This is a genomic window from Allobosea sp. GW821-FHT10B12 (assembly GCF_059415545.1).
In genome coordinates this window covers 172124-195586 of sequence record NZ_JBWKNL010000008.1, presented here as the reverse complement: position 1 = coordinate 195586, position 23463 = coordinate 172124, and the positions used below count along the sequence as shown (strand labels likewise).

19 protein-coding genes are annotated in these 23463 nt (G+C 66.6%); 13 read left to right on the top strand and 6 right to left on the bottom strand.

Annotated elements, in window-relative coordinates; genetic code table 11:
• Positions 1–51: 51 nt before the first annotated feature.
• The 9 genes from AC07O0_RS24655 to AC07O0_RS24615 all read left to right on the top strand — a co-directional run bounded on the left by AC07O0_RS24655 (position 52) and on the right by AC07O0_RS24615 (position 10184).
• Positions 52–891 carry an ABC transporter ATP-binding protein gene (locus AC07O0_RS24655; protein ID WP_494626601.1) on the top strand — a complete coding sequence of 280 codons (840 nt, stop codon included), beginning with the start codon at positions 52–54 and terminating at the stop codon, positions 889–891.
• The gene (locus tag AC07O0_RS24650; protein ID WP_494626599.1) at positions 888–2840 is read left to right on the top strand and encodes an AMP-dependent synthetase/ligase; all 1953 of its coding nucleotides are present in this window, start codon (positions 888–890) and stop codon (positions 2838–2840) included. Before AC07O0_RS24655 ends, AC07O0_RS24650 begins: the two co-directional genes overlap by 4 nt.
• Entirely contained in the window at positions 2840–3727 is an 888-nt protein-coding gene (locus AC07O0_RS24645) for a branched-chain amino acid ABC transporter permease (protein WP_494626597.1), read from the top strand. The genes AC07O0_RS24650 and AC07O0_RS24645 overlap by 1 nt, the downstream gene beginning before the upstream one ends.
• A 4-nt stretch (positions 3728–3731) precedes the next feature.
• Positions 3732–4805, top strand: a complete 1074-nt coding sequence (locus AC07O0_RS24640; RefSeq protein ID WP_494626595.1) for a branched-chain amino acid ABC transporter permease — start codon at positions 3732–3734, stop codon at positions 4803–4805.
• A gap of 37 nt (positions 4806–4842) precedes the next feature.
• Positions 4843–6105: an ABC transporter substrate-binding protein gene (locus tag AC07O0_RS24635; protein ID WP_494626593.1), complete on the top strand. Its 1263-nt coding sequence runs from the start codon at positions 4843–4845 to the stop codon at positions 6103–6105.
• Positions 6106–6157: 52 nt separating this feature from the next.
• Positions 6158–6949, top strand: coding sequence for an ABC transporter ATP-binding protein (locus tag AC07O0_RS24630; protein WP_494626592.1), 792 nt, complete (start codon positions 6158–6160; stop codon positions 6947–6949).
• A gap of 9 nt (positions 6950–6958) precedes the next feature.
• Positions 6959–8191 (top strand): phenylacetate--CoA ligase family protein, encoded by a 1233-nt coding sequence (locus tag AC07O0_RS24625; RefSeq protein WP_494626590.1) that lies wholly within the window; start codon positions 6959–6961, stop codon positions 8189–8191.
• A 34-nt stretch (positions 8192–8225) separates the two neighbouring features.
• A complete protein-coding gene (locus AC07O0_RS24620; protein WP_494626589.1) occupies positions 8226–9014 on the top strand; it encodes an enoyl-CoA hydratase/isomerase family protein in 789 nt (262 codons plus the stop codon).
• A gap of 93 nt (positions 9015–9107) precedes the next feature.
• Positions 9108–10184 carry an ABC transporter substrate-binding protein gene (locus AC07O0_RS24615; protein WP_494626588.1) on the top strand — a complete coding sequence of 359 codons (1077 nt, stop codon included), beginning with the start codon at positions 9108–9110 and terminating at the stop codon, positions 10182–10184.
• A 44-nt stretch (positions 10185–10228) separates the two neighbouring features.
• On the opposite strand, the gene AC07O0_RS24610 is transcribed toward AC07O0_RS24615, so the two are convergent.
• Entirely contained in the window at positions 10229–10939 is a 711-nt protein-coding gene (locus AC07O0_RS24610) for an orotate phosphoribosyltransferase (RefSeq protein WP_494626586.1), read from the bottom strand.
• A 238-nt stretch (positions 10940–11177) separates the two neighbouring features.
• Between AC07O0_RS24610 and pyrC the strand changes: the two genes are divergently transcribed.
• A complete protein-coding gene (gene pyrC, locus AC07O0_RS24605) occupies positions 11178–12275 on the top strand; it encodes a dihydroorotase (protein ID WP_494626584.1) in 1098 nt (365 codons plus the stop codon).
• 25 nt (positions 12276–12300) lie between these two features.
• Here the strand turns inward: pyrC and AC07O0_RS24600 are convergent, their stop codons facing one another.
• The 4 genes from AC07O0_RS24600 to AC07O0_RS24585 form a co-directional block, all read right to left on the bottom strand.
• On the bottom strand, positions 12301–12834 hold the full coding sequence (locus AC07O0_RS24600; protein WP_494626583.1) for a hypothetical protein: 534 nt from the start codon (positions 12832–12834) through the stop codon (positions 12301–12303).
• Positions 12835–12849: 15 nt separating this feature from the next.
• Positions 12850–13719: a PAAR domain-containing protein gene (locus tag AC07O0_RS24595; protein ID WP_494626700.1), complete on the bottom strand. Its 870-nt coding sequence runs from the start codon at positions 13717–13719 to the stop codon at positions 12850–12852.
• Positions 13720–14127: 408 nt separating this feature from the next.
• The gene (locus tag AC07O0_RS24590) at positions 14128–15414 is read right to left on the bottom strand and encodes an amidase (protein WP_494626581.1); all 1287 of its coding nucleotides are present in this window, start codon (positions 15412–15414) and stop codon (positions 14128–14130) included.
• 108 nt (positions 15415–15522) lie between these two features.
• Positions 15523–16509, bottom strand: coding sequence for a LysR family transcriptional regulator (locus AC07O0_RS24585; protein WP_494626580.1), 987 nt, complete (start codon positions 16507–16509; stop codon positions 15523–15525).
• A 131-nt stretch (positions 16510–16640) separates the two neighbouring features.
• Between AC07O0_RS24585 and AC07O0_RS24580 the strand changes: the two genes are divergently transcribed.
• The 3 genes from AC07O0_RS24580 (at position 16641) to AC07O0_RS24570 (ending at position 22161) form a co-directional block, all read left to right on the top strand.
• Positions 16641–17477, top strand: coding sequence for an alpha/beta hydrolase fold domain-containing protein (locus AC07O0_RS24580; protein WP_494626578.1), 837 nt, complete (start codon positions 16641–16643; stop codon positions 17475–17477).
• 50 nt (positions 17478–17527) lie between these two features.
• A complete protein-coding gene (locus AC07O0_RS24575; protein ID WP_494626576.1) occupies positions 17528–18745 on the top strand; it encodes an efflux RND transporter periplasmic adaptor subunit in 1218 nt (405 codons plus the stop codon).
• A 233-nt stretch (positions 18746–18978) separates the two neighbouring features.
• Positions 18979–22161, top strand: coding sequence for an efflux RND transporter permease subunit (locus tag AC07O0_RS24570; protein WP_494626574.1), 3183 nt, complete (start codon positions 18979–18981; stop codon positions 22159–22161).
• A gap of 142 nt (positions 22162–22303) precedes the next feature.
• On the opposite strand, the gene tcmP is transcribed toward AC07O0_RS24570, so the two are convergent.
• Positions 22304–23461 (bottom strand): three-Cys-motif partner protein TcmP, encoded by a 1158-nt coding sequence (gene tcmP / locus AC07O0_RS24565; protein ID WP_494626572.1) that lies wholly within the window; start codon positions 23459–23461, stop codon positions 22304–22306.
• Between the last annotated feature and the right edge of the window lie 2 nt (positions 23462–23463).

Below are 23463 nucleotides of genomic sequence, written 5' to 3'. Positions count from 1 at the left end.
CGCAGATGTCGCGGTCGGGAGCCTTCCGGCTAGCCGTTCCGGATATCTCGGATGAATGAGGTTCAATACCGTCCCGCCGCGAGCGTTTCGGACGCGCCCGTGGCACTCTCCTGTACCGGGATCGAGCGCAGCTTCGGCGGCCTGCGGGCGCTGAAGGGCGTCTCGCTCGATGTCCGCCAGGGCGAGATTCTGGGGCTGGTCGGCCCGAATGGTTCCGGCAAGACCACCATGGTCAACGTGGTCACCGGCTTCTACCCGCCCAATGCCGGGCAGGTGAGCCTGTTCGGCGAGGACATCACGGCGCTGAAGCCGCATCGCATCGCCGCGCGCGGCGTCGCCCGCACCTTCCAGAATCTTGCCCTGTTCAAGGGCATGAGTGTCCTCGACAACATCCTGATCGGCCGCCACACCCACATGAAGCCGAGCGCGCTCGGGGCGCTGTTCTACTGGTGGTGGGCGGAGCGCGAGGAGCTGGCGCACCGGCGGGTGGTCGAAGAGATCATCGAGTTCATGCAGCTGCAGGATATCCGCGACGAGCCGGTCGAGGTCATCCCGCTCGGCCTGCAGAAGCGCGTCGAGCTGGCGCGCGCCCTCGTCGCCGAGCCACGCCTGCTGATCCTGGACGAGCCGATGGCCGGCATGAACCAGGAGGAGAAGGAATACATTGCCCGCTTCATCCTCGATGCGCAGGAGGCGCGTGGCGTCACCATCCTGATCATCGAGCACCACATGGACGTCGTCACCTCGATCTGCGACCGCGTCGTCGTGCTGAGCTATGGCGAGGTGATCTCGGAGGGCGAGCCGCAGGCGGCGATCTCGCATCCGAGCGTGGTCAGCGCCTATCTCGGCGAGCGTGCCGCCAAGCGCCACCAGGCCGGGAGCGCGGCATGACGGCGGCGCTTGGCAAGATCGGGGAGGGCGCCCATTGGCCGGTCGCCGCCAATGGCGAGCCGGCGACGCTGATCGCCGCGCTCGCCCGCAATGCCGCCGAGTTCGGTGACCGCGTCGCCTTCCGCGAGCGGCGCTATGGCATCTGGCAGGAGCAGAACTGGCGCGAGGTCTTCGACGAGATCGCCGCCATGGCCGCCGGGCTTGAGGAGGCCGGGCTGGTCGCCGGCGCCGCGATGACCGTGATCGGCGACAACCGGCCGCGGCTCTATTACGCCATGCTGGCCGCCAATATGCTGCGGGCCTTCCCGTCACCTGTTTTTCCGGATGTGCCGCTGGAAGAGCTGATCGTCGCGACCCGGCATGGCGCGCCACCTGTCGGCGTCGCCGAGGACCAGGAGCAGGTCGACAAGCTGCTCGAGCTCAGGGCCGCCACCGGGCGCGTCGCCACCATCCTCTATGACGACGAGCGCGGCCTCGACGGCTACGACCTGCCCGGGCTGATGTCGCTCGATACGCTGGTGGCGAAAGGGCGCGAGCGGCTGGCGCGCGAGCCCGATCTCGTCAGGCGCTTTGTCGACGAGCCGCGGGCCGAAGACATCTCGGTGCTGCTGCATTCCTCCGGCACGACCGGCCTGCCCAAGGGCATCCCGCTGCGCCATCGCAACGTCACCGGCGGCCTGCTCAATGCCGGCGCGAGCGGCTATTTCCACAAGCACGAGGAGCTCTACGCCTATCTCCCGACAGCCTGGGTCGGCGACTTCGTCTTCACTTTGGGCGCCGGCATGATGATGGCGGCGACGATCAATATCCCCGAGCGCCAGGAGACGGTGATGCGCGACCTGCGCGAGGTCTCGCCAACCTTCTATCTCGCTGCGCCGCGCGCCTGGGACCAGATGCTGACCCGTGTCCAGGTCGGCATGAAGAACTCGACGCCGTTCAAGCGCTGGCTGTTCGAGACCACGATGGAGCGCGCCGTCGGCTTCGAGCGCAAGCGCCTGTCCGGTGGTTCACTGACGCTGGCGGAGAAGCTGCTCGATGCAGTCGGCAACGTGCTGGTCTATGCGCCGTTGCGCGACCATCTCGGGCTCGGCCGGGCCGAGCGCGCCTTCACCGGCGGCGAGGCGCTGGGCGAGGACACCTTCCTGTTCTTCCGGGCGCTCGGCATCCGGCTGAAGCAGTTCTACGGCCAGACCGAGACTTGCGCGCTGACGGCGGCGCAGACGGAGGGGCAGGTCAAGCTCCACACGGTCGGCAAGCCGATGGAAGGCAGCGAGATCCGCATCGACGACAGCGGCGAGATCCTGGTGCGCTCCTCCTCGGTGGTCGACGGCTACTATGACGACCCCGAGAGCAGCGCCAAGGCGCTGGTCGATGGCTGGCTGCACACCGGCGATGCCGGGCGCATCGACGAGGACGGTCAGCTTGTTGTGCTCGGCCGCGTCAGCGAGGTCGTACGCACGGCATCCGGTGAGCGCTACATCCCGAACTTCATCGAGAACCGGCTGAAGTTCAGCCCCTATATCCGCAATGTCGCGGTGATCGGCGCCGGGCGCGGAGAGCTCACCGCGATCGTCTGCATCGACTTCGACGCGGTCGGCCACTGGGCCGAGGAGCGCGGCATCTCCTACACCTCCTATGCCGAGCTCTCGCAGAAGCCGGAGGTGCAGGGGCTGATCGGGCAGGTGGTCAGGCACGTCAACGGCACGCAGCCGGAGGGCCTGCGCGTGCGGCGCTTTTCCAATCTGCACAAGGATTTCGATGCCGACGACGGCGAGATCACCCGCACCCGCAAGCTGCGCCGTAACGTCATCGAGACGACCTACGCCTCGCTGATCGACGCCCTTTACGGCGGGCTCGACGAGACCGTGTTCGACGCCACCATCGCCTATGAGAACGGGGAGCGCGGCGTGATCCGGCGGACGCTCAAGATCAGTGAGGTCGTCGCCTGATGGACTGGATCCTGCTCGCGGAACTCTCGACCAACGGCGTCTTCGTCGGCCTGATGTACGCGCTGGTCTCGCTTGGGATCGTGCTGATCTACAAGACCTCCGGCACCGCCAACCTTGCCCAGGGCGCGGTTGCCATGACCGGCGGCTATGTCACCTGGGCGCTTGCCACCCTGGTCGGCCTGCCGATCTGGCTGGCGATCCCCACTGCGCTCGTCGTCATGTTCGGCTTCGGCCTGCTGATGGAACGCATCGCGCTGCGCCGGATGATCGGCCAGCCGGTGATCATGACGATCATGCTGACGCTCGGCGTCGAGATCATGCTGCGTGGCTTGCTGCCGGGAATCTTCGGTGCCGCGGTCAAGCGCCTCGACATCGGCCTGCCGCAGCAGCCGCTCTTCGTCGGCGAGCTCCTGCTCAACCGCTCCACGATGATCGGCGGCTCGATCTCGCTGCTGCTGATCCTGCTCTCGCTGTTCTTCTTCAACTCGCGCTTCGGCGTGGTGATGCGCGCCGTCGCCGACGATCAGACCGCCTCCTGGTCGGTCGGCATCAGGGTCGAGCGTGCGATCGCCGTCGCCTGGGGGCTCGCCGCCGTCTCCGCCACCGCCGCTGGCGTGCTCTGGGGCAGCACGCAGGGTGTCGACTGGTCGCTTTCACTGCTGCTGATCAAGGCGCTCGCCATCGCGATCTTGGGTGGGCTCGACTCGATCCCGGGCGTGCTGATCGCCGGCGTCATCGTCGGCGTTGCCGAGAGCCTCGCCACCGGCGTGCTCGATCCGCTGGTCGGCGGCGGCTCGCGCGATGTCGTCGCCGCCGTGATCATCCTGGTGACGCTCCTGCTCAAGCCGCACGGCCTGTTCGGCCGCCACCATATCGAGAGGGTCTGACGCCGTGTTCTATCGTCGCGCCGGCATCCGCCACACGCGCTATCAGGACGAGCGCCAGCTCTTTCCGCTCGGCTTCGACCGCGGCCTGATCATCGCGGTCATCGCCATCCTGCTGGCGGCGCCGTTCATCTTCGACCGGCTCTATGTCTCCGGCTATTTGCTGCCTTGGTTGATCTGGACCTCGGCGGCGCTCGGCCTCAATTTGCTGATGGGCTGGTCCGGCCAGATCCATCTCGGCTATGGCGCAGTGATGGGCATCGGCGCCTATGGCTCGGTGCATCTGGTGCGCCTCGGCGTGCCGCTTGAGATCGCGATGATCGCCGGCGGCCTGCTCAGCGCCACCATCGGTACGATGTTCGGCGGCGCCGCCCTGCGCATGAAGGGCATCTATCTCGCCATGGCGACGCTGGCCATGCAGTACGTCGTCGACTTCGTCATCTCGCATTCCTCGGTGATAAGCGGCGGCTCGCTCGCGACGCTGCAGGTGCCGCCGGTGCGCTTCCTCGGCATCCCCCTGCAGGGCGACCTGCCGACCTATTACCTCGCCTTCGGCGTCTGCTTCGTCATCACGCTGTTCATGCTGAACGTCCGGCGCACCAGCTTCGGCCGGGCGCTGGCCGCGCTGCGCGAGAAGGACTACGCCGCGCAGATCCTCGGCATCTCGACCTTCCGCTACAAGCTGCTGGCCTTCTGGGTCTCGTCCTTCATCGGCGGCGTCGTCGGCTCGCTGCTGGCGGTGACCTATCTGAGGGCGATTTCGCCCGACCAGTTCCATATCGAGCTCTCGATCCAGATCCTGGCGATGATCATCGTCGGCGGGCTCGGCAGCGTGCTCGGGCCGTTTTTCGGCACGGCGCTGATCCTGTTCGCGCCGATTGTGCTCAACAACCTGCTCGGCGCTGCCGCAGGCACCTTCGGGCTGTCGCTGCCGATCGACCTGCGCGCCCATCTGCCGCTGATGGCCTATGGCGCGCTGGTGATCGGCTTCCTGCTCTACGAGCCGCTCGGCCTCGCCAAGATCTACGCCAATTTCCGCAACTATTTGCTCGTCTGGCCGTTCCGCCATGCCCAGCGGTGACGGTGCTTCAATCAACGACAGGGCTGGAGGAAACAGGATGTCGCTCGATCGCCGTTCGTTCATCGCCGGCTCGGCTGCGCTGGCCGCGCCGTTTGCCCTGCCAGCCCGCGTTTTCGCCCAGGAGAAGATCGTCCGCTTCTCGCTGCCGCAGGACTTCACCCGCATCTACACCTTCGTCACCTCGGAATATAACCAGGGCCAGCGCGACTACTTCACTTTGGTCAATGATCGCGGCGGCGTCGGCGGCTACAAGATCGTCGCCGACATCACCGACCACGCCAACGACCTGCCGCGCGCCATCGAGGCCTATGAGCGCGGCAAGCGCGAGGGCGCGGTGCTGATCGACCCGCTCTCGACGCCGGTGGCGCGCGCGCTCGTCCCCCGCGCGCTCGAAGACAAGATCAACATGATCACCGCCTATTCCGGCCGCAGCGACGCCGCCGACGGCAGCGCCTTCCCTTACGTGCTGCCGCTCTCGATCAACTACTGGACCCAGGCCGGCCTGATCATCGAGCAGTTCAAGAAGACCGAGAAGGGCAGCCTCAAGGGCAAGAAGATCGTCTTCGTCCACATCGACACGCCCTTCGGCAAGGAGCCGCTGCCGATCCTCAACGTGCTCGCCAAGAAGGAAGGCTATGAGCTCACCGCCTTCCCCTATACGCCGCCGGGCAACGACCAGTCGGCGATCTGGCCGCAGGTGCGCCGCGCGCGGCCCGACTTCGTGATCTTCTGGGGCGCCGGCGTCGGCCAGACCGTGGCGCTGACCGAGGCGATCCGCAACGGCCTGCCGATGGACCGGGTCTCCGGCAGCGTCTGGCTCTCCGAATCCGACATGGACGTGGTCGGGCGCGAGGCGGCCAAGGGCGTGATGAAGGTCGAGCCCTGCGTCGGTGGGCGCGAGCCCAAGGTGATCAAGGACATCCTCGCCGACGTCGTCGGCAAGGGCAAAGGCGCCGGCCCCGAGAACAAGGTCGGCACGGCCTACTATAATTACGGTGTCCAGATGGCGACGCTGATGGTCGAGGGCGTGCGCAAGGCGGCCGAGAAGGCGCCGAACGGCCCGGTCACCGGTCCCTGGCTCAACGAGGGCCTGCGCTCCATCACCAACTTCACCGCCGACGGCCTGCTGCCGCCGACCACGATCACCAAGGACGACCACCAGGGTGGCGGCATGGGCCGGATCGCGCGCTGGGACGGCGCCAAGTTCGTGCCAATCACCGACTGGTTCTCCGCCAACCAGGATGTGGTCTGGGAAGAGATCCGCAAGAACTCGGACGAGTTCAAGAAGACCGGGAAATGACGAGGTCCGGGCGGCGCGGGCCCTCCGCGTCGCCCCTTTTCGGATCGGGCCGATGACGCTGCTGGCGCTGAACAATATCGAGATCGTCTACGATCAGGTCTTCCTCGCCGTGCGCGGCGTCTCGATCGAGGTGCCCGAGAAGGGGCTCGTCGCCGTGCTCGGCGCAAATGGCGCCGGCAAGAGCACGGTGCTGAAGTCGATCTCCGGCCTGCTCAAGCCCGAGCGCGGCGCCGTCACCCGCGGCGAGATCAGCTTCGAGGGCCGCTCGATCCTGGCGGTCGACCCGCCCGAGCGCGTCCGCCGCGGCATCGTCCATGTGCTGGAAGGGCGGCGCGTCTTCGGCCATCTGACGCCGAAGGAGAACCTGATCGCCGCCGCGACCATGCACCGCGAGCGTGGCCATGTCACGGCGCTGATCGACCGGATGTTCGAGACCTTCCCGCGGCTCGCGCAGCGGGCCAAGGCCGAGGCCGGCTATCTCTCCGGCGGCGAGCAGCAGATGCTGGCGATCGCCCGCGCCCTGATGACCGAGCCGCGCCTCTTGATGCTCGACGAGCCGAGCCTTGGTCTCGCGCCCTTCCTCGTCGACGAGATCTTCGACATCGTCCGGCGGGTGAACGAGCGCGACGGCGTCGCCGTGCTGCTGGTCGAGCAGAATGCCACGGCGGCGCTGGAGATCGCCCAATACGGCTACCTGATCGAGAACGGCCGCATCCTGATGAGCGGCGAGGCCGCGGTGCTGAGCGCCAATCCCGATGTCGCCGACGCCTATCTCGGCGGCCATCAGAAGGTCGACTATCACGCGGTCAAGCATTACCGGCGCCGCAAGCGCTGGCTCGCCTGAGGCGACGCGATGGCCAAGCACTACGACCGGCTGGAAACCCGCGCGCCGGCGCGACGCGAGGCCGATCTGTTCAAGCGGTTGCCGCAGGTGATCGCAGCGGCGCAGCGGCTGCCGGCTTGGCGGAAGCATCTGCGCGGCGTCGATCCCCAGGCCATCATTGGCCGGTCGGCACTCGCCAAGCTGCCCGTGCTGCGCAAATCCGATCTGCCAGCGACCCAGCGCGGCAAGCCACCCTTCGGCGGTTTGCTCCCGGGCCGCCCGAGCGACTATCGCCGTTTGATGATGTCACCGGGGCCGATCTTCGAGCCCGAGGGCCATGACGACGATCCCTGGCGTGTCGCCCGCGCGCTCGCGGCGAGCGGCGCCGGCTGGCGTGACATCGTGCTCAACACCTTCTCCTACCATCTGACCCCGGGTGCCTGGTGCTTCGATGCCGGCGCGCGCGTGCTCGGCTGTGCCGTGATCCCGGCCGGGCCGGGCAACAGCGATGCCCAGCTCGACCTGATCGAGGCCTATCGCCCGACGCTCTATGCCGGCGTGCCGGATTTCCTGAAGATCCTGCTCGATCTCGGCGCGGCGCGCGGGCGCGACCTCTCCTCGCTCAAGCGGGCGGTGGTCTCTGGCGCGGCCTTTCCGCCCTCGCTGCAGGCCGAGTTTCGTGAGCGCGGCATCGATGCCTATCAGTGCTACGCCACCGCCGAATGCGGCATCATCGCCTATGAGACGCCGGCCCGCGAAGGCCTCGTCCTCAACGAGGACATCATTGTCGAGCTCCTGCGGCCCGGCACCGGCCAACCGGTGGTGGAGGGCGAGGTCGGCGAGATCACTGTGACCATCCTCGATCCCAGAAAGCCGCTGATCCGCTTCGCCGTCGGCGATCTCACTGCGGTGCTGCCGGGGCGCTCGCCCTGCGGGCGCACCAATCAGCGCATCCGCGGCTGGCTCGGCCGGGCCGACCAGTCGGCCAAGGTCAAGGGCATGTTCGTCCGGCCCGAGCAGGTCGCGGCGGTCGCGACGCGACATCCCGAGATCGGTCGCTGCCGTTTGGTGGTATCGCGCGCCGGCGAGGCGGATGCGATGTGCTTCAAGGCCGAGGCCACCGTGCCGAGCTCAGGGCTAGTCGAAGCAGTGAAGGCCTCGGTTCGCGACGTCTTCAAGCTGAGCGGTACGGTCGAGCTGGTCGCGCCGGGGACATTGCCGAACGATGGCAAGGTCATCGACGATACGAGGGCGCCGGGCTGAGCCCGGTGGCACGAGACAAGATGAGGACGAGACGATGAGCGATACGGCAGGCGAGGTGGTGATCACGGAGCGGCATGGGCCGATCCTCACCGTGACCATGAATCGCCCCAAGGTGCTCAATGTGCTCGACGAGGCGATGGCCGATGCGCTGGTCGCGGCCTTCTCGGGGCTGGCGGCGGACGCATCGATTCGCGCCGTCATCCTGGCGGGGGCAGGGCGCTCCTTCATGGCGGGCGGCGATCTCGCCCGCTTCCAGGCCGATCTTGCCGGCGCGCCGCAGACCGCGACGCTGCTGATCGACCGCTTCCACACGCTGATGCGCCTGATCAAAGCAATGCCGCAGCCTGTGATCGCCGCCGTGCAGGGGCCGGTCGCGGGTGGCGGCGTCGGGCTCGCGCTCGCCTGCGACCTCGTGGTGGCGGCGCAGGATGCCAGTTTCCTCTCGGCCTACACCAAGCTCGGCACCAGCCCCGATGGCGGCACGACCTGGACGCTGACGCAATTGCTTGGCCCGCGCCGGGCGCTGGAGTTCGTGCTGCTCAACGAGGCGGCGAATGCCGACACCGCTCTCCAGCTCGGCCTCGTCAACCGGATCGTGCCGAATGGCGAGCTGATGGAGACCGTGCGGGCCATGGCGGAAAAGCTCGCCCGCGGCAGCGTCGGCGCGCAAGGGACGAGCAAGGCGCTGGTCCAGGCCGCAACGCATGGCTCCTTCGACGCACAGCTCGATCTGGAGCAAAAGGCCTTCGTCGCCAATGCCGGCACGGCCGATTTCCGCGAGGGCATCAACGCCTTCTTCGAGCGCCGGCCGCCGGCCTTCTGAAATCGGTTGACCGCGCTGCATTCGCGCTACTGACGTTCACCGGCGCGATCCCGGCATAGTGCGACCGAATGATCGCCCGGGAGATGCCGACGCATGAATACGCTCTCCATCCGGATCGGAGCTCTGGCGCCACTGTCGCGGCCGGGCTGGGTCGAGGCCGGGCAGCATCTGCTCGCCGGGCTCGAATTGGCCGTGTCCGACGTCAATGCTGCCGGCGGGATCGCTGGACAGCCGCTCGAACTGATCGCGCGCGACACTGCGGCTGATCCGCAGAAGGCAATCGCCGCCGTCGATGAATTCGCCGATCTGGGCGTTGCTGCCCTGGCCGGGGAATATCACAGTGTCGTCGCCCGCGCCGCCGCGGCCAGGGCCGATGCCCTGGGGCTGCCGTTCCTTTGCTCCTCGGCAGTCCTCGACGCGCTCACCGAGCAGCCGAGGGATTGGGTCGCGCGCATCGCCCCGGCGCAGTCGCGCGGCTGGCGGCTCTACGCCGACTTCCTGCTCGGCGCGGGGCATCAGCGGATCGCCGTCGCCACCGTGCCGAGCGTCTACTGGGCCTCGGGAACACGCATCTTGCAGGATTACATCACGCCGCGCGGTGGCAGCGTCATGGAGTTCGAGATGAACTCGCTCACACCCGCGGCGCTCTGTGACGAACTCGCCGGCAAGGGCGCCACGGCCCTGCTGCTCCTGGTTGGCCATCCTGAGCCGGCGGTCTCGATCGTCAAGGCCGTCCGCAATGATCCGCGCCTTGCGGGCATCACGATCGGCGCGCCGGCCGGGCCGCCCGAGCTGCCCGAATGGTTGGCTTTGCTAGGGGAGGACGGGGCAGCGATCCCGTTCCTGCGCTATTTGCCGGAACGGCTCACTCCGCTCGGCACGCGCGTTGAAGTGGCTTTGCGTGGTCGGCTGGCGCAGGCGCCGTCCTTCGTCGCGTTCGAGGGCTATGACACGATCGCCGTCCTCGCCGCGATGCTGCGCTCTCACGGCACGGAACGGGCGCACTTGGCGCAAGCCTGGTCGGAGGTGTCGGTCGAGGGCACGCGCGGGCCCATTCGCTTCTCGCGCGTGCCGGGGATCAGCGTCTGGCAATGGGCCTGGCCGCCGATCCAGGTCGTCGACCGGGACCCCGCGGCTCCTGATCGCTTTCGCGTCCTGCACGCTGGCTGAGCCCGCGCGAAGCAGGCCGCGTCTGCAGGCAGGCTTATCGCTCCTCAGCCGGTCTTGGCCTGGTTGAAGTCCGAGATTCCGCCATGCGCGGCCGACCACTTGGCCGGCTCGTTGAGGAAGCTCTCGACCTCGGCCAGCACCTTCGGCTCGAAATGCCCGCTCGCCTTGGCGACCTTGAGCACGTCCCACCACGTCGTGAGGTAGTGCAGGCCGACGCCGATCTCCTGCATCATCGCGCGTCCCTGCGGGAAGATGTCGTAGTAGAACAGCACGAAGCAGTGATCGACCTTGGCGCCGGCGTCGCGCAGGGCCTTGCAGAAATTGACCTTGCTGCCGCCATCGGTGGCGAGGTCTTCGACCAGCAGGGTGCGGGCGCCCTCGACCACTTCGCCCTCGATCTGGGCATTGCGGCCGAAGCCCTTGGGCTTCTTGCGGACATACTGCATCGGCAGCGAGAGCCGGTCGGAGATCCAGGCGGCGAAGGGAATGCCGGCCGTCTCGCCACCGGCGACGATGTCGATCGATTCATAGCCGATGTCGCGCACGATCGTCGTTGCGGCGAAGTCGATCAGCGAGGAGCGCAACCGCGGGAAGGAGATGATCTTGCGGCAGTCGATATAGACCGGGCTCGCCCAGCCCGAGGTGAAGATGAAGGGCTTGTCGCTGTAGAAGTGGACCGCCTTGATCTCGAGCAGCATCTTGGCCGCTTCGAGCGCGATGGTCTCCCGGTCGACCGGCATGTAAAGATTCGACATGGTCTCGTTCTCCAGGGCCAGCGCGCGCCATCCTTCGCCGTTTGCAGGCGTTGGCGCGGCTCGGATCAAATTCGCAAACGGCCCCTTCTCGACAGGTTGCCGGTGAAGGTCAATCCCTACTGCGCACTGTCCCCGGCGTGATTGTTTCGATGTGCTCGCGCCGCCTCGCCAAGGCGGCTATGGAAAGCCAGCTCGCCGGCGGATTCGTTTGGCGGGCAGATCAGCACAGGGGCAGGGCATGAGCGTCACGGAACTCTTCGGCAGCAGCGAAGCCAAGGCAGTCACCACTCCGTCGCAGACGCTGACGATCCGCCGGCCGGACGACTGGCACGTGCATCTGCGCGACGGAGCGATGCTGAAGGCGGTGCTGCCCTTCACCGCCGCTCAGTTCAGGCGCGGCATCATCATGCCGAACTTGGTGCCGCCGGTGACATCAGTCGATGCCGCCAGCGCCTATCGCGAGCGCATCCTCGCGGCGCGACCGGAGGGCCACGACTTCACCCCGCTGATGACCTGCTATCTGACCGATTCAACGAGTCCGGACGAGATCGAGCGCGGCTTCAAGGAAGGCGTCTGGGCCGCCGCCAAGCTCTACCCGGCCGGCGCCACCACCAATGCCCATCACGGCGTCACCAACATCGCCAAGCTCGCCCCGGTGCTGGAGCGGATGGAGAGGATCGGCATGCCGGTCCTCGTCCATGGCGAGGCGACTGACCCGGCCGTCGACATCTTCGACCGCGAGGCCGTGTTCATGGAGACCGAGATGCTGCCGCTGCTGAAGCGGCATCAGGGCCTGAAGGTCGTGGTCGAGCACGTCACCACCGCCGAGACGGTCGAGCTGGTGCGCGCCCATGCCGGCCGGGCGGCAGGCACGGTCACGCCGCATCACCTGATCATCAACCGCACCTCGATCTTCCAGGGCGGGTTGCGCCCGCATCTCTATTGCCTGCCGGTCGCCAAGCGCGAGCGCCACCGCCTTGCCCTACGCAAGGCGGTCACTGCCGGTGACGGCAATTTCTTCATCGGCACCGACACCGCCCCGCATCTGCGCAGCGCCAAGCAGGCCGAATGCTGCTCGGCCGGCGTCTTCGGCGGCGCGACCGCGCTGCAGACCTATGTCCAGGTCTTCGATGAGGAGGGCGCGCTCGCCCATTTCGAGGCCTTCGCCTCGGAGAACGGCGTGCGCTTCTATGGCCTGCCGCTGAACGAGGGCACGATCACGCTGGAGAAGCGGCCCTGCCGGGTCTCGCCGACCGTTGCGGTCGGCGAGGAGGACGTTGTCGTCTTCCGCGGCGGCGAGGAACTGCCCTGGGCGCTCGGCGAGATAAAGGCTTAGGGACGGGCGATGCCCGGGCCGATGCTCACGGGCCGGCCTTTGCGTCATGAAGCATGCGGGCAATCCTCGAGCGAAAGGCTTTCAGGCCGGCAAGCTCGGCGGCATCGCTTTGGTACAGCGTCTTCTCGAACTGCCGACCTGCGAGAACGACCTGTATGGTGTCCTTGATCGCATCGGCCAGATCGTCTCGGTCTTCGCTTGGCAGGTGCTGGTCGAAGGGTAATTCCTTCACCAGCAAGGTCATCAGTTCCGCCCTGGCTGCTGGGGGTAGGTCCCCATCGTATTGCAGCGCCTTGAACGGTGGGTCTCGGGTCTGGTCGAAACGCGCCCTGATATAAGTCCCGGCGATCCGGCGCTCTTCGAACGTGATCGTCAGGTGGTCCGACGTATAGCCCGGCCCCGGTTCTCCGCCCCGTGTCCACCACAGGAACGTCAATGGGCAATTCGGCTCACAGCGCGCGATCAGCTGGTTCAATTCGCTTTCCGCTGCGGCCGGAGCGCTGTTATTCATGATCGCTCCTGCAATCAGTAGGCTCATCAATAGTCTGGGCAGACTCATGACGATGTCTCAATTCTAGAAACCGTAGTTTTTCAGGATGGTTTCATAGTGATCCTGGTGCGGATGCGGAAGCGTCCCGTGCTGGTCCGGCCAAGTCTCCGACATGATATCGTTGAGCTTGGTTGGATCATTCTTCACCGCTCCCTGCGGGCTGTCGTGATAGCCGTCCCGCAGGCCGAGTGTATGGCCATATTCGTGCGCGATCCGTCTCGGCCTTGCCGTGTCGGTCGCGGCAGCGGGGGTCTGATAGCCTGGCCTGGCGCCATAGTAATGCTGCGACATGCGGGTATTTGCCGGGTCGACATGGATCGTATCATATCCGGGCGTCGGGTTCCCCGTCGGCGATACCTTGGTGGTAATCGCGACGTTCACATTATATTCCGCGCCGTCATGGCGCATTTTTCCGCTCCAGGTTTCTTCGATCTGCTTCTTGGCCGCTTGGGCGTAGGCTTCCGTTGCTCCAGGCCCCATGAATTCCATGTTCGTCTTGATGGAAATAGTCTTGGTCGCCTTGTCGACGGTCACCACCGTGCTTCCACCGGTGGGATTTGACTTCGCGACGGCCTGATTCGTCGGCCCGGAACCTGGCTCTGCTGCTGCGGCACCGGCGCCTCCGACCCCCAAATCGCCGATGAGGACATTGGGCTGGCCGGTAACGATGATGCCGCCATGCGACGTCAAATCGCCGATGCGGGCTGCCATCAGGCCGCCGATGAAGACGGTTGGCGAGCCCTGGACGATTGCATCGACAGGCCCCGCGCAGAGCGCGAGATCGGTCACGCGTGCTGCTGGCAAGCCGCCGATCAAGACCGTCGGGCAACATGGCGGCAGTATCGGCCCGCCAACATGCGGGACGACGCCTGAAACAAGCGGACAGGTATGCATGTCCGTGACGCGTGCGGCGGGCTTCCCCATCGGAATGGGTTACTCCGCGCGGCGGCTAGAATAGAGCATCAGTTGCTGAATGTGTGAAATGCGCGGATCGATTGCCGACTACAGGAGTTCATCGCAGATAGTCCCATAAATATAGCCTCGGATGCTTCTTGTTGCCGGCAAGATTGATCCGCGCCATCCGTTGGCAATTCCCGCTGCCAATCATGTTTGGCATTGTGACCTTACGAAGGCACCAGCGGGAGTTGCACCCGCATTCTGCGCAAGTGCCGCGATCACGCTTGATCCATGAAGACGGCCGCCTTCTTGCCGTTGAGCCGGACACGATCTTCCTGATGGAACGCACGGCCCGCACCAGCGCGCCGCTCGATGTCGCGGCCCTTGCGGACGATGTCGCCGGGTTCAGCCCGCCGCCGCCGGCTCGATCAGCCTGGCGATGTTGAGCAGCTGCTGGTCTCGTCCCGCAACCGCGCTCAGCATCAAACCGCCGGAGAGCTTGTCGCCGAGCGGCATCGGTAGCGAGATCGAGCACAGGTCGAACAAATTGCCGAAGGCCGGGTTGCGCAGGATCAGGCGGTTGGCGGTGAAGAAGGCCTCGTCGCCGGCCTCGACCGCGGCGATCGTCGGCGCCTCGATCGGCACGGTCGGCGCCAGGAAGCCGTCGAGTCCGTCGAGCTGGGCGGCGAGCCGAACGATCAGCGCCCGGCGCTTCTCCATGGCGATGATGTAGTCGGCCGCCTTGCAGGGTACGCCGATGGCGATGCGAGCTGCGACGCGTCGGTCGTAGGCATCGGCCTTGGCGGCCATCAGGTCGCGATGCACCGCGGCAGCCTCGACCGTGACGAGCGGCACGGGGGCGACCGCCAGCATCTCCTGGTAGAACCCGTCGAGATCGATCGGCTCGACCGCGATGCCGAGCCGCGTCACGCGCTCGATCGCCGCCTCATAGGCCTTGGCGACAGACGGATCGGCCTCGGCCAGGAAGCCACCACGTGCCACGCCGAGACGGATGCGGCCGGCGGAAATGCCGTCATCAAGATCGAAGGGCCGGTCGGCCAGCACCGAGAGCAGGCGCGCACAGCCGGCGACGTCCTTGGCCAGCGGGCCGATCGCATCGAGGCTCGGCGCCAGCGGGAAGCAGCCTTCATCGGGAACCGTCTTGTGCGTCGGCTTCATCCCGGTGATGCCGTTGAAGGCGGCGGGGATGCGGCAGGAGCCGCCGGTATCGGTGCCGACCGTCAGCTCCGAGGAGCCTTCCGCCACCGAGACCGCCGCGCCGGAGGAGGAGCCGCCGGGGATGCGCGCCTTGTCGAGCGCGCTGCCCGGCGTGCCGAAGGTGGCGTTGAGGCCGATGCCGGAGAAGGCGAACTCGGTCATGTTGGTCTTGCCGATGATCACCGCGCCGGCCCGGCGCAGCCGCGCCACCGAAGGCGCGTCCTGAGCCGCGGGAGCTGCGCCCTTCAGCGCGCTCGAGCCGGCCCAGGTCGTCACGCCTTTCACGTCGAGCAGGTCCTTGACCGAGACGATCGTGCCGTCGATCGCACTCAGCTGCAGCCCGGCCTCGCGCCTTCGGTCGGCGGCATCGGCCTCGGCGCGGGCCGTGTCGGTGAGGAGCTTGGTGAAGACCGGGGCGCCGTCGCCGACGCGGGCGAGATTGGCTTCGAGCTTGTCGCGGACGCTGCGGGACATCGGACGGACCTGGCTGCTGGAGGACGTGCGGCGGACGGCCGGCGCCTTTGGTTAGGCCAGATCGGGGCGCGATGGAACCGCTGGCGCTGTCATCCCGGCCTTGCGCCGTCAGGCTGCCTGCTCGGGATGATGCGCGAGCGCTGGCGATACCGCTGCCACACCGCCGGGGCAGGGCAGCAGCGGCTTGCCCTGGAGCAGTTCGTTCCGCGCGAACAATTCGGCCAGCCAGTCGACGAAGACGCGGACCTTGTTGGAGAGGTGTCGGTTCGGCGGGTAGATGATGTGCAGCGGCTTCGGCTTGGTGCACCAGTCGGTCAGGACCGGCACGAGCCGGCCGGCGGCGATGTGTGCCATCGCCATGAAGGTCGGCACCTGCATGACGCCCATCCCGGCCAGCCCGGCTGCGACATAGCCGGTGCCTTCGTTCAGCGAGACGACATACTCGCCCTGGATCTCGATGGTTTCCTTCGCGCTGGCGAAGGTGAAAGGCAGGATGCGGCTGGTGCCGGCCCGGCGATAGCCGATGGCGAGATGGCCGTCTTCCAGATCGCGCGGGTGTTGCGGCGTGCCGTGCTTGGCGAGATAGCCCGGCGTCGCGCAGGTGATCAGCATCATCTCGCCGATGCGGCGGGCGATCAGGCTCTGGTCGTCGATCGCGCCGGCGCGGACGGCGAGGTCGAGGTTCTCGCCGATCAAATCGGCCGGCCGGTCGGACAGGCCCATGTCGATCTGGATCTCGGGATAGCGCGCGTGGAAGCCCGGCAGCGCCGGCAGGATGATGTCGGTCGCCAGCGGCACGCTGACATCGATGCGCAGCCGTCCGCTCGGCCGGGCCTGCGAGGAGGTCATGCTCTGGTCGAGCTCGTCGATCTCGCCGAGCACACGCAGCGCCCGCTCGTAATAGGCGGCGCCATCCATCGTCACCGTGACGCGGCGCGTCGTGCGGTTGAGCAACTGCGCGTGCAGGTGCCCTTCGAGCTGCTGGATCAGCTTGGTCACGGTCGGCTTGGGCAGGTCGAGCAGCTCCGCCGCGCGGGTGAAGGTGCCGACCTCGACGACGCGCACGAAGGCGCGCATGGCGTTGAGCTGATCCATCGCGAGAGCTCCAGGAACGATCCGGCGATTATTTCCGTACAGAAACAATGTAGGAGCAGATCGGCGGTTTATTAAGCAGGGAGCATCACCTAAATCATGATGCACCGCAACATTCGTCGGCTGTCAACGCCATGCTCGCCCCGTCCATCCCCGAAAGCCGCTATCGCCGCGCCGTGTTCTGGCGTGAGCAGAGCGTCCAGCTCGGGCGCGACAAGCTCGCCGGCCGGCTCTATGCGCCGGCGGCGGTGCCCGACGAGGCCGGCCTCGTCGTTCACCTCCATGGCGGCACCTTCGACAGCGGCTCGCTTGCCTCTGGCGAAGCTGTCGCGACCACGCTGGCCGAGGCTGGCGCGATCGTGATCTCGCTGCCTTACCCGCTCGCCCCAGCCAATCCGTTTCCGCAGGCGCTCGAAGCGAGCTATGCGGCTCTGGAGAGGATCGCCCGCGACAAGGCGCGCTGGGTCGGCAAGACCGCGCCGCTCTATGTGGCGGGCGAGGAGGCCGGCGGCAACCTCGCCGCGGCGCTCGCCATGATGGCGCGCGACCGGCACGGGCCGCCGCTCGCCGGCCAGATCCTGTTCTCGCCGATGCTCGATTCCTGCCTCGGCACCTATTCCTTCCGCGAGGCGGAGGCCGGGCCGGTCGGCTGCCGCTGGGCCGATGGCTGGCATGCCTATCTCGGCTCGCCCGAGAAGGCGGCGCATCCTTACGCGGCGCCGGTCAATGCCATCAGGCTCACGGGGCTCGCCCCGGCCCTGATCGTCACCGCCGAGGACGACCTCCTGCGCGATGAGAGCATCAATTATGCCGGCCGGCTGAAGGCGGCCGGCGTCGACACCACCATCCGCGTCGTCGGCGGCCCGAGCCGCTGGCCGGACGCCTTCGCCGAGGGCCCCTGCGACGGCACCTGCCTGTGCGCGGCCTGTCATCACATCAGCGAGTTCTTCACCGCGACCGCGCCGTCCTAGCGGGCCGCTCGCTCCGCTCTTTCAATCTCTCTCCACGAAGGACTAGACCCATGATTCTGGGAACGATCCGTCATGCCCTGTTGGGCGTTGCTCTCACCGCCGGCGTCTCGCTCGCGGCGCTCGCCGTTGCCGTCCACGGTTCCGACAAGGCGCAGGGCGACACCGCCCCCGCCGCCGCGGCGCCGACCCCCGTCTCCGTCGCACTGGTCGAGCAGCGCGAGCTGGTCAGCTGGGCCGAATTCTCCGGCCGGCTCGAGGCGATCGAGCGCGTCGAGATCCGCTCGCGCGTCTCCGGCGTGGTCGAGCAGGTGCACTTCTCGCAAGGCGCACTGGTCAGGCAGGGCGACCTGCTGGTCAGCATCGACCAGGCGCCGTACCAGGCCGAGTTCGAGCGCGCCCAGGCGCAGTTGCTCGCGGCCGAGGCCCGCGTCGCGCTCGCCCAGAACGAGCATGAGCGTGGCCAGAAGCTGATGTCGACCCAGAACGTCTCGCAGCGCGACCTCGACGCCAGGCTGAATGCCCTGCGCGAGGCGCAGGCCAACGAGCGCGCCACCCGCGCCGCTTTGCAGTCGGCGCGGCTGAATCTCGACTACACCCAGATCCGCGCCCCGATCGGCGGCCGTATCGGCCGGCTCGAGGTCACCGTCGGCAACCTCGTCGCCGCCGGCGCCAATGCGCCGCTGCTGACCACGCTGGTCTCCGTCGATCCGGTCTATGCCGGCTTCAACGCCGATGAAGGCTCGCTGCTCAAGGCGCTGGCGACCTTGCCGGCTGAAGCTGGCAAGCCCCGCGACCTGAAGCGCATCCCGGTGCAGATGACGACGGCGACGAACGAGGCCGCGCCGATCTCCGGCCATCTCAACTTCGTCGACAACGGCATCGACGCTGCGACCGGCACGGTCCGCGTCCGGGCGATCTTCGACAACAAGGATGGCGCGCTGATGCCCGGCCAGTTCGTGCGCCTGCGCATGGGTCAGGCCAAGTCCGAGCCGGCCCTGGTCATCAACGAGCGCGCCGTCGGCACCGACCAGAACAAGAAGTTCGTCTTCGTCGTCGGCAAGGACCACAAGGCGCAGTGGCGCGAGGTCACGCTCGGCACGGCTGCTGAAGGGCTCCGCATCGTCACCAGCGGGCTGGAAGCCGGCGAGCAGATCGTCGTCAACGGCCTGCAGCGCATCCGCCCGGGCGCGACCGTCGCTCCTGAGCAGGTGCCGATGGCCGAGCGCTCCGAATTGAAGAAGCCCAAGACCGAGCTCGCGCAGCGCTGAACCACCGCCGTCATTCCGGGGCAGGCCGAAGGCCTGAGCCCGGAACCCAGAACCGATGCCGGTCCTGGTTGAATGACCCGATCCCGCGCCTCGGTGAACAGGCGCATCGGTTCTGGGTTCCGGGCTCTTCGCTCCGCGAAGCCCCGGAATGACGGCGCGGTTTCTCACATCCATTTCCCGCCCCGCCGGCCGCTTCGGGACCGGCGGGGCCGCCGCCTTGAAGGGGCACCCCCATGAACCTCTCGAAGTTCTTCATCGACCGGCCGATCTTCGCCGGCGTCCTCTCTGTCCTGATCTTCCTCGCCGGCCTGCTGGCTCTGCGCGCGCTGCCGATCTCGGAATATCCCGAGGTCGTGCCGCCGACCGTGGTGGTGCGCGCGCAATATCCCGGCGCCAATCCGCGGGTCATCGCCGAGACCGTGGCGACGCCGATCGAGGAGCAGATCAACGGCGTCGAGGGCATGCTCTACATGTCGAGCCAGGCGACGACCGACGGCGTGATGACGCTGAACGTCACCTTCAAGCTCGGCACCGACCCGGACAAGGCCCAGCAGCTGGTCCAGAACCGGGTCAGCCAGGCGGAACCCCGTCTGCCCGAGGAGGTGCGCCGGCTTGGCGTCACCACCATCAAGAGCTCGCCGGACCTGACGATGGTGGTGCACATCACCTCGCCGAACGGCCGCTACGACATGACCTATCTGCGCAATTACGCCGTCCTCAACGTCAAGGACCGGCTGGCGCGCATCGACGGCGTCGGCCAGGTCCAGCTCTTCGGCTCGGGCGACTATTCGATGCGCGTCTGGCTCGACCCGCAGAAGGTCGCCGAGCACGGCCTCTCGCCCTCCGACATCGTCCGCGAGATCCGCGCCCAGAACGTCCAGGCCGCGGCCGGCGTCATCGGCGCCTCGCCGAGCGGGCCGGGGCTCGACCTGCAGCTCTCGGTCAATGCGCAGGGCCGCCTCGCCAGCGAGGAGGAGTTCGGCGAGATCATCGTCAAGACCGCTCCTTCAGGCGCGGTCGTCCGCCTCAAGGACGTCTCCCGCATCGAGCTCGGCGCCGCCGAATACGCGCTGCGCTCGCTGCTCAACGGCAAGTCGGCCGTCGCCGTGCCGGTGTTCCAGGCTCCGAATTCGAACGCCATCGCCATCGCCGACCGCGTCCAGGAGACGATGCGCGAGATCAAGCAGAACATGCCTGAGGGCGTCGACTACTCGATCGTCTACGACACCACCCAGTTCGTCCGCGCCTCGATCAAGGCGGTGATCACCACGCTGCTCGAGGCGATCGCGCTGGTCGTGCTCGTCGTCATCGTCTTCCTGCAGACTTGGCGTGCCTCGATCATCCCGCTGGTCGCCGTGCCGATCTCGGTCGTCGGCACCTTCGCGGTGATGTATCTCTTCGGCTTCTCGATCAACGCGCTCTCGCTGTTCGGCCTGGTGCTGGCGATCGGCATCGTCGTCGACGATGCCATCGTCGTGGTCGAGAATGTCGAGCGCAACATCGAGAACGGTCTCTCGCCGCGCGAGGCCACCTACAAGGCGATGCGCGAGGTCTCCGGCCCGATCATCGCGATCGCGCTCGTCCTCGTCGCGGTCTTCGTGCCGCTCGCCTTCATCAGCGGCCTGACCGGCCAGTTCTACCGCCAGTTCGCGCTCACCATCGCGATCTCGACGGTGATCTCGGCCATCAACTCGCTGACCCTGTCGCCGGCGCTCGCCGCATTGCTGCTGCGCGGCCATGACGCGCCCAAGGACGCGCTGACCCGCGGCATGGACTTCCTGTTCGGCTGGTTCTTCCGCGGCTTCAACCGCTTCTTCAACCGCTCGTCGGAGGCCTATGGCGGCGGCGTCACCCGCATCCTCGGCCGCAAGACCGTGATGCTCGTGGTCTATGCCGGCCTCGTCGGCCTGACCGTCATGCTGTTCCAGAAGGTGCCGTCGGGCTTCGTGCCCGGCCAGGACAAGCAGTACCTCGTCGGCTTCGCCCAGCTGCCCGACGCGGCGACGCTCGACCGCACCGAGGACGTCATCCGCAAGATGGACGCGATCGCCCTGAAGCATCCCGGCGTCGAGAACGCGATCTCCTTCCCGGGCCTGTCGATCAATGGCTTCACCAACTCGTCCAATGCCGGCATCGTCTTCGTCGGCCTGAAGCCCTTCGACCAGCGCAAGGACCCCTCGCTCTCGGGCAACGCCATCGCCATGCAGCTCAACAAGGAGTTCGCCGGCGTCAAGGAGGCGTTCATCGCGATGTTCCCGCCGCCGCCCGTCCAGGGGCTGGGCACCATCGGCGGCTTCAAGCTGCAGATCGAGGACCGCGCCGGCCTCGGCTACAAGGCGCTCGACGAGGCGACCAAGGCCTTCATGGCCAAGGCCGCGACGGCGCCCGAGCTCGCCGGCATGTTCTCGAGCTTCCAGGTCAACGTGCCGCAGCTCTATGCCGACATCGACCGCACCAAGGCGCGCCAGCTCGGCGTGCCCGTCACCGATGTCTTCGAGACGCTGCAGATCTATCTCGGCTCGTCCTATGTGAACGACTTCAACAAGTTCGGCCGCACCTACACCGTGCGCGTCCAGGCCGACGCGCCCTACCGCGCCTATCAGGAGGACATCGGCAAGCTCAAGGTCCGCTCCAATTCGGGCGAGATGGTGCCGCTCTCGGCCGTGCTCAACGTTCGCACCGATTCCGGCCCAGAACGCGCGATGCGCTATAACGGCTTCCTCAGCGCCGACATCAATGCCGGCCCGGCTCCCGGCTTCTCCTCGGGCCAGGCGCAGGACGCCGTCACCCGCATCGCCAACGAGACCCTGCCCAAGGGCTTCGCCTTCGAATGGACCGAGCTGACCTATCAGGAGATCCTGGCCGGCAATTCCGCCATCCTGGTCTTCCCGGTCGCGATCCTGCTCGTCTTCCTGGTGCTGGCGGCACAGTATGAGAGCCTGACCCTGCCGGTCGCGATCCTGCTGATCATCCCGATGGGCCTGCTCGCGGCGATGGCCGGCGTCTGGTGGAGCGGCGGCGACAACAACGTCTTCACCCAGATCGGCCTCGTCGTCCTGGTCGGGTTATCCGCCAAGAACGCCATCCTGATCGTTGAATTCGCGCGCGAGCTCGAATTCGAGGGCCGCACGCCGGTCGAGGCCGCGATCGAGGCCAGCCGCCTGCGCCTGCGGCCGATCCTGATGACCTCGCTCGCCTTCGTCATGGGCGTGGTGCCGCTGGTGCTCTCGACCGGGGCGGGCGCCGAGATGCGCCAGGCCATGGGCATCGCGGTCTTCGCCGGCATGATCGGCGTCACCGCCTTCGGCATCTTCCTGACGCCGGTCTTCTACGTGCTGATGCGGAGGCTGTCGGGGAACAAGCCGCTCAGGCAGCATGGGGTGGAGGGGAAGGGGGAGCTTGCCGAGGCGGCTTAGTGATCGGAGGCAGGGGGCGACTTTCCGTGACCTGCCAGTCACTGCTTTATCAACGGCCCCGTCATGCCAAGTGCATGGCGGGGCGGTTGTTTTTCGAACAGGCTGCGAGGTGTACTCGGGTAGGATCAGGATCGGGGTATGCTCACACTCGCTTCAGTCTGATTTCAGTTCCCACGTCGGGCTTGCGATTGCCTGGGCCCCATGTGCGCTCAATGTCGCCGACTTTTTCCAAATCCACGCAGAGGTTCTTCAGATCTGTCTCGCGGATCATGAACTCTTCGAGAAGCACACCGAGGATTTGCTCGAACCGCTGGGATCCTTTGACACGGAGAAGTTCGAGCAGCCGTTCTCTAGCGCGGAGCTTTTGCTGCTCGACCAGATCCTCGACACTAGCCTCGCTCACATCCGCATCATGATCGCCAAACAGACTAGCCGTACCGGTCTTCAGCTCACGTTTGCGATCCTTTGCGGCGGCGCGGTTACGAGCATGTTCACGCAATGCCTGCCATTCCGTCTCGCGGAACGTTTTTAAGCCTGCGGGGTCCTTGGTCCCATAAGCCAGAAAGAAGTGCGGCCGGTCCTCCGTGCTCTTATCTATGCAAGTCGAAACGACATGGGCAAACGACCCAACTTTGCGCAATGTCTCACGAAACAGCTTTTCGACGGCGAGACCCTTGGGCAAGTTCGGGTCGAGTCTCTCTTTCCAACCAGGGCCGCCAAGGATCGGGTCGAGAGAGGCTATGATCCTTTCATCGGGATGTTCGATGAAGCGGCTCACGAAGCTGTACATGAAATTGATGACCACCTCGCACTTTCGGCGATCGAAAAGCGGGGCAATTTTGCTGAAAGGGTAGCCTGTCCATCCGGTGGGGTCGATGAATATCAGCGGTAGAGCTGACCCAATAAAACCATGGATGTCGCTCACCGCGTCTTCGAACGGACCGTGGAAAGTTCGAACTTCAAAGCGCTGAGAAGGATTGTGATGAGGCGCAACAGCCGCCTGAAGCTTGGCGAACGCTGCTCGATCCGTCTCCGAAAAGTAGCATCGGATCGTTCTACGCTGCCCGCTACTCTCTTCGACGCGTCGTTGGGCATCCTTGAGGACATCGATAGCGATCATGAAAGATGTGTCGGAGAAGTCTGCGGTTTCCGACTGCCAGGGTCCGGAGAAGCCGTCGATATAGGCGATGTCGGAGAAGTGCAGCACTTTATGGGCAAGCGCTTGCAGATAACGCCTCAAGATGAAGTGTTTGGCCCGTGTTTGCTCCCGGTCGAGATAGGGATTCGCGGGCGCCGTCATCG

Excerpts from the sequence above, each read along its gene's own strand:
- tcmP (WP_494626572.1), bottom strand. The coding sequence starts at position 23,461 with ATGACGGCGCCCGCGAATCCCTATCTCGACCGGGAGCAAACACGGGCC.
- pyrC (WP_494626584.1), top strand. The coding sequence starts at position 11,178 with ATGAGCGTCACGGAACTCTTCGGCAGCAGCGAAGCCAAGGCAGTCACC.
- AC07O0_RS24575 (WP_494626576.1), top strand. The coding sequence starts at position 17,528 with ATGATTCTGGGAACGATCCGTCATGCCCTGTTGGGCGTTGCTCTCACC.
- AC07O0_RS24620 (WP_494626589.1), top strand. The coding sequence starts at position 8,226 with ATGAGCGATACGGCAGGCGAGGTGGTGATCACGGAGCGGCATGGGCCG.
- AC07O0_RS24645 (WP_494626597.1), top strand. The coding sequence starts at position 2,840 with ATGGACTGGATCCTGCTCGCGGAACTCTCGACCAACGGCGTCTTCGTC.
- AC07O0_RS24625 (WP_494626590.1), top strand. The coding sequence starts at position 6,959 with ATGGCCAAGCACTACGACCGGCTGGAAACCCGCGCGCCGGCGCGACGC.
- AC07O0_RS24595 (WP_494626700.1), bottom strand. The coding sequence starts at position 13,719 with ATGCATACCTGTCCGCTTGTTTCAGGCGTCGTCCCGCATGTTGGCGGG.
- AC07O0_RS24655 (WP_494626601.1), top strand. The coding sequence starts at position 52 with ATGAATGAGGTTCAATACCGTCCCGCCGCGAGCGTTTCGGACGCGCCC.
- AC07O0_RS24630 (WP_494626592.1), top strand. The coding sequence starts at position 6,158 with ATGACGCTGCTGGCGCTGAACAATATCGAGATCGTCTACGATCAGGTC.
- AC07O0_RS24635 (WP_494626593.1), top strand. The coding sequence starts at position 4,843 with ATGTCGCTCGATCGCCGTTCGTTCATCGCCGGCTCGGCTGCGCTGGCC.
- AC07O0_RS24585 (WP_494626580.1), bottom strand. The coding sequence starts at position 16,509 with ATGGATCAGCTCAACGCCATGCGCGCCTTCGTGCGCGTCGTCGAGGTC.
- AC07O0_RS24590 (WP_494626581.1), bottom strand. The coding sequence starts at position 15,414 with ATGTCCCGCAGCGTCCGCGACAAGCTCGAAGCCAATCTCGCCCGCGTC.
- AC07O0_RS24600 (WP_494626583.1), bottom strand. The coding sequence starts at position 12,834 with ATGAGTCTGCCCAGACTATTGATGAGCCTACTGATTGCAGGAGCGATC.
- AC07O0_RS24610 (WP_494626586.1), bottom strand. The coding sequence starts at position 10,939 with ATGTCGAATCTTTACATGCCGGTCGACCGGGAGACCATCGCGCTCGAA.
- AC07O0_RS24650 (WP_494626599.1), top strand. The coding sequence starts at position 888 with ATGACGGCGGCGCTTGGCAAGATCGGGGAGGGCGCCCATTGGCCGGTC.
- AC07O0_RS24615 (WP_494626588.1), top strand. The coding sequence starts at position 9,108 with ATGAATACGCTCTCCATCCGGATCGGAGCTCTGGCGCCACTGTCGCGG.
- AC07O0_RS24570 (WP_494626574.1), top strand. The coding sequence starts at position 18,979 with ATGAACCTCTCGAAGTTCTTCATCGACCGGCCGATCTTCGCCGGCGTC.
- AC07O0_RS24580 (WP_494626578.1), top strand. The coding sequence starts at position 16,641 with ATGCTCGCCCCGTCCATCCCCGAAAGCCGCTATCGCCGCGCCGTGTTC.